Annotated in this window: 1 protein-coding gene; it reads right to left on the reverse strand. The window is 67.1% G+C overall.

Annotated elements, in window-relative coordinates; all coding sequences use genetic code 11:
* Nucleotides 1–73: 73 nt before the first annotated feature.
* The coding region (locus tag ETD96_RS43910) for a DUF8189 domain-containing protein (protein ID WP_138642370.1) at nt 74–1,330 on the reverse strand (1,257 nt) is incomplete at its 5' end.

The following is a 1,330-nucleotide window of genomic DNA, read 5'->3' on the forward strand; positions in this document are numbered from 1 at the left end:
TACATTCTTACTGCGGGAACATTCCCCCGCGCGAGTACGAGGAAGCGTTCAACCGGTCACGTGGCACAGCGACCTAGACCGGCTGAGAACCAACAATCTGAGCCTCCAACATCGCCGGGGCGGTCCACCAGTCACCATCCCGAGCAATCTGCCATACATGCCACAGGTGGTTGTCGGTACCGCGCACGAACACCTCGATCCGGCCATCAGCCGAACTGTGCGCAACCGGGTCGCCCGCGACCTCTAGCGGGCCATCGCTTGCAAGCGCGCGATACCCGCTCATATCATCCCAGTTGGACCAATTGCCATCCCGAGCAACCTGCCACGCATGCCACAGATGGCCGTCCACACCACGCACAAATACCTCGATCCGGCCATCAGCCGAATTATGCGCGGCCGGATCACCTGCGACCTCTAGCGGGCCATCACTCGCAAGCAAGCGATACCCGCTCATATCATCCCAATTAGACCAGCCGCCATCCCGCACGACCTGCCACACATGCCACACGTGATCGTCCGCACCACGCATGAACACCTCGATCCGACCATCAGCCGAACTGTGCGCAGCGGGGTCCCCCGCCTCCGCCAGGAAGCCGCTCGGCATGACCCGGGTCGCTTTGGAGGTGTCCGCGATACGGTCCAGGATCTCGGTGAGACCCGGCCGTAGCGCAGGGTCTTTGGCCAGGCAGTCGCCGACCAGACCCGCGAGGTGAGAAGGGAGCCGGGTCAGGTCGGGGGCTTCATGGACGATCCGGTAGACGATCGTTCCGGCCGGCCCTGTGCCGAAGGGGCCGCGTTCGGTCGCGGCGAAGGTGAGCACCGCTCCCAGTGCGAAGACGTCGCTGGGCGGCCCGACCTCCAACCCGCGCGCCTGTTCGGGTGACATGTACCCGGGAGTCCCGAGCGCGACGGTCGAGGTGTGGGCGTCGTCCAGCGCACGGGCGATGCCGAAGTCGATGACGCGGGGGCCGTCCGCCGCGAGGATGATGTTGCCGGGCTTGAGGTCGCGGTGCACAAGACCGGCGTCGTGAATCGCGGCCAGCCCCTCGGCAAGTCCCGCTCCCAGGGCGCTGAGCGCATCGCCGGGCAAGGGCCCGTGGTCACGGACGGCCTGTTCGAGCGACAGGCCGGGGATGAACGCCGTGGCCAACCACGGGGGGTGCGCCACGGTATCGGCGTCGACCACCTGGGCGGTGTAGAAGCCGCCGACTCGCCTGGCCGCCTCCACCTCGTTGGTGAACCGGCGCCGGAACCCGGCGTCGTCGGCCAACTCCGGGCGCACCACCTTGACCGCGACCGGTCTCCCACCTTGGGACCGGCCCAGGAACAC

Origin of the sequence: Actinomadura geliboluensis, assembly GCF_005889745.1 — a bacterium.
Lineage (GTDB): Bacteria > Actinomycetota > Actinomycetes > Streptosporangiales > Streptosporangiaceae > Spirillospora > Spirillospora geliboluensis.